Here is a 4268-nt window from a genome sequence, read left to right as displayed (position 1 = left end):
CCTCGACAGCCATGCGGACGGCGCCTGTGATGATGTCCATCGCCCCGGAGGCACGGAACACTCCCACTCCCACGAGCATAGCCACGAGATACGGTATGATGCGCACGGCGGTGGAAAAACCGTCTTTCGCTCCCTCGATAAACGTATCGTACACGTTTATCCGCTTTCTCACCCCGGCGATTATGAAGCCCGTGATGACAGTCATCAGCAATATGTTGGCCACGCTCACACTCACGGTGTCCATCATCACCTTATCCATACGGCCGAAGCCCCATACTATCGCGGCTACGACCGCACACATTCCGCCGAGCGCCAGTATCATGGTGCGGTTGATGAGGTTTATCCGCTGATAGAGGCTTGTGACAACGATACCTGTCAACGTGGAGAAAAACGTGGCGAGAAGAAGCGGTATGAACACATCGGTAGGATTGGCGGCGTCCATCTGCGCCCTGTACACCATGATACTCACCGGTATCAGCGTCAGTCCGCTCGTATTGAGCACAAGAAACATTATCATCGGGTTTGTGGCCGTGTCTTTTTTCGGATTCAGCTCTTGCAGCTGCTCCATGGCTTTTAGTCCAAGCGGCGTGGCGGCGTTGTCGAGGTTCAGCATATTGGCGGCAATATTCATGAAGATGCTCCCGGTGACGGGATGCCCCTTGGGTATGTCGGGGAAAAGACGAACAAACACCGGACTTAGTATTCTTGCCAGCGCCGCCACCACCCCGCCGCGCTCGCCTATCTTCATGATGCCGAGCCATAGGGAGAGCACGCCCGTGAGCCCGAGCGAAATTTCGAAAGCTGTCTTCGACGATGCAAACGTGGAGTCCATCATGGCGGGGAACACTTCAAGATCTCCAATGAACACGAGCCGTACCGCGGCCACGGCAAACGCAATGACGAAAAAAGCCATCCAAATATAATTGAGAACCATCTGTACGCAAACTGCTTTTATTACATATTCATACCGTGCAAAGACTGCGCTTGGCCGGGCAAAATGAAACCGGCCCTGTCATTATCCGTTCCGTGCACGGCACGGCCTATCTCCTGCAAAGGTACAAAAATACTCGCAACGAGCGGTAAACAAAAGTGTTAAAGACAGGAGAACAACGCCAAGGTAGGGATTTTTTTCATACATTTGTAAGATTAAAGACACCTATCATGAACAACAAGGCAAAACTGCTGATTGCACTCACGTTGACGGCCGGCGCAGCCACATCGTGCAAAGACAAGGACTACTTCGACCAAGGGGTATACGAAGAGATTGTGAGCGGAGCTTTCCCCGTGACAGACGTTGACCGGGCGCACACGTGGGAGACCATTAAGCCTGTCACGGTGAGAACGACACTCAGAACAGCCGACAAGTCGATATACACCATACGGATATATGCCGGAAATCCTATCGGCGGCGACAGACCGACGCTTCTCGCCTCGGGACGCGCGCAGGGACAAGGCCGCTTCGAGACGGCAATAAACCGTATGACGACGGAAAACACCGCATACATAGCCCTCACGGCAGAAGACGGACACACAAGAATATACCGCCGGACAATTGCCGGAGGCACGCTAACGACCGAAATAGGAGGAACCGACATTGCCGGAGAGACATCATCGATGCCTGCAGAGGGAGAGAGGCAGAGCCTGCGGTACTGTTTCGAGGAGAACTTCCCCGAACCGGGCGATTTCGATTTCAACGACATCGTGGTGTCATTGCAACCAGAGATAGACGAGACAAACCCATACATAATGCGACTGACGGTAAGCCTCGATGCCGTGGGGAGCCTCAACCAACTGGCGGCGGCCGTCAGACTGAAAGGAACGAGCCGCGACCAACTGCTCGGAGTGAGGACAGAGGGCGACGACTGGTTCGACTTCTACAACCGCACCACGGCCAGTCTCAACCTGATAGACAACGGAAAGCTCGTGACCAAGGCACACAACGGCGATGCCGTAATATATCTGTTCAACGATGCCCACTGGGCGATGAAGCCCGTGAAAGCGACAGACGGAAGCGTCGCGAGACCATACTACAATACTTACAGGGGCATCATGAAACCCGAAGACCTCTTCGAGGCGGAAGACATCGCTCCGCGCAAGTGTACCATATCGATAATGTTCGACAGCGAGACCACCGCGCGCAGTATCTGTGCCGCCAATCTCGACGTGTTCATGATAAAGCAGTATAACGGCGGAACATGGGAGATACACACGCCACCGTTCAAACTCGACAACGCTCTGTTCGACTATTCCACAGCCGCGTACGACAACCCGTATATCTGGGCGCTGCTGTTACCTGGAGGAACGCCCTACGCACGAGAGACAAAACCGATAGGCTCGTTCACAGACAGCAACATGCTGGGCGGGGCATACCAGACTTTCGGGCACTCGTTCGGCGAGTGGGCGCGAGACCGTAACTCGGCGACAGACTGGTATATGTATCCTGAAAAGAACATGGTGTATTAGTTATTTTAAGAAGACAATGGGGCTTTTAAGGAGTTAAGGAGTTATCGCTCGAAAGCCCGCTAAATAATTAAAGAGAAAATGATAACAGTCCGGGGAGTAGACGATAAGTACAAAACCATGATTACTTTAATGTCTTGAAAACCATTGTCTTTAACTCCTTAGCGGGCTTGCGAGCGATAACTCCTTAACTCCTCAAAAATCCCCTTGATTACTCAAAACAAAACACCTTCCATATTCCACTCGTTTGAAAATAAAAATCCGACAGCTCTAAATATCGACGTATTTGTCGGTTCTCGCAACGTCCTCTATGTCATTTGATACACCTAATTCCCCTACAAAAACATACTCCACCTACCCGCCCTGTCTTTCCAAGAAGCACCCCGCCGGCACACAATAAAATGCTTGCGACATACAACAAAAAGCAGACCGGCACGCAACACAATGCGCACCGACATGCAACGGCAACAAAAAAAAGAGATGCACCGCAGGCGCATCTCTTTATCTTTCGTTTCGGGTCGGAACTGATTCCGACTTCATTCATTTTGTTTTTTTTACTGTACAATCTTGTCTTCCACGGGTGATTTGTACCACTCATTCTCGTTGACATCTTTAACCCAGTCCTTGAACGCCGGGTAAGCGGCATCTATACGTGTCCACTCGGTAGGCCAAATCCAGTCACCCGGCAGACAGAGCATCATCGGAGCCTTGCCGGTCTCGGTGCCCATGGTGATGGTTCTCGAATCTCCGTTGCTCTCGACAGTGATGGTGAAACCATGTTTCTCCATACTGAAATCACTGCCAACCTTTACCTTTATCGGGTCGCCGGCAACACCTTTCGAACCCCTCGTGTTTAGGAACGGATACTTACCGTCGTCACCCGGAGTCACACCCGGACTGACAAGGTGGTGTATCTCCGCATTATCGGCAATGGGCATGCCGTTATATTTTATCACCGACGGCAGATTACCACCGGCCGCAAGCGGAGTGACCGTCACAAAATCACGGCCTGCCACATAGCTTATGCCGAACACAACATCGTTGAAATCGAAATCGCCGATAGCGCCGAGATCCTCGCACGCGAGTATCCACGATTGAGCCTCAGGCTCCGGATCGGGGTCTTTGCTCGGCACTTCTATCTCATCTTTCTGGTCGGGAGTGTAAGCACCGTCTACCCAGAACACTATGTCGTTGAGATCTTCGTCCGCTCCATCCTCAAATCCGAGGAAACGATGCCCCTTATATGTCCAAGACACAGCCTTGACACTGCCACGCGTCATATCCGCCTGGCTCAAGTCACATCCCGGGCCCTTCATGTAGTAGTGCCCTATGCGGCGGTTCAGTTCCGGCAAAGAATAGTTGTATTTGCCTTTGCTCTCAAATGAACCGCAATCCATCGGGCGGATAAAGAACACCACATGATAACCGGCCGGGAAATCGTATGTTCCGGTTTCCAATTCATGGTTCTCACCAAAGAATGCCAATTTATAATTCGTTCCATATAAAAGAGAACTTGGGCCATGGCCGGCTATGCTGTCTTTATCGCCCCATACAGACAATTGCATGTTCTCGTGCAACTCTGTTCCCTGCCAGGAATCCCAATAAATATTCTCTTTCGGGCGTCCGTCACGCATCAGGATATAGTGCGGTTGGGTCAACGGGTCCTGGCCGTCCTTATAATACACATATCCGAGCATGTTGGTGTTTATCGTGGCACCATATATATAAGGCAACTCTATCTCTCCGCCCTCTGTCGTTATGGAGAAGCCTTGTTCTACCTTGGCCATTTCTTCAGCACTGTTATAGAA

The 4268-nt window shown here is 51.6% G+C and carries 3 protein-coding genes; 1 reads left to right on the top strand and 2 read right to left on the bottom strand.

The annotated features are described in order from the left end of the window. Positions 1-934: nucleoside recognition domain-containing protein (locus tag MoGM_RS03645; protein WP_104368799.1), on the bottom strand; the 934-nt coding region annotated here is incomplete at its 3' end. Positions 935-1161: 227 nt separating this feature from the next. Between MoGM_RS03645 and MoGM_RS03640 the strand changes: the two genes are divergently transcribed. Further along, positions 1162-2463: an LruC domain-containing protein gene (locus MoGM_RS03640; protein WP_104368798.1), complete on the top strand. Its 1302-nt coding sequence runs from the start codon at positions 1162-1164 to the stop codon at positions 2461-2463. Between the two features lie 551 nt (positions 2464-3014). Here MoGM_RS03640 and MoGM_RS03635 read toward each other — a convergent pair. After that, the coding region (locus MoGM_RS03635) for a DUF4842 domain-containing protein (RefSeq protein WP_233210153.1) at positions 3015-4268 on the bottom strand (1254 nt) is incomplete at its 5' end.

The organism is Prevotella sp. MGM1 (assembly GCF_002933775.1).
In the GTDB taxonomy this organism is placed as follows: Bacteria; Bacteroidota; Bacteroidia; order Bacteroidales; family Bacteroidaceae; genus Prevotella.
Note: the sequence above shows the minus strand (reverse complement) of the source record. Positions and strands in the feature narration are given on the sequence as shown.

What these genes read in the sequence shown, in the direction of transcription:
- MoGM_RS03640 (WP_104368798.1), top strand. Translation starts at nt 1,162, where the DNA reads ATGAACAACAAGGCAAAACTGCTGATTGCACTCACGTTGACGGCCGGC.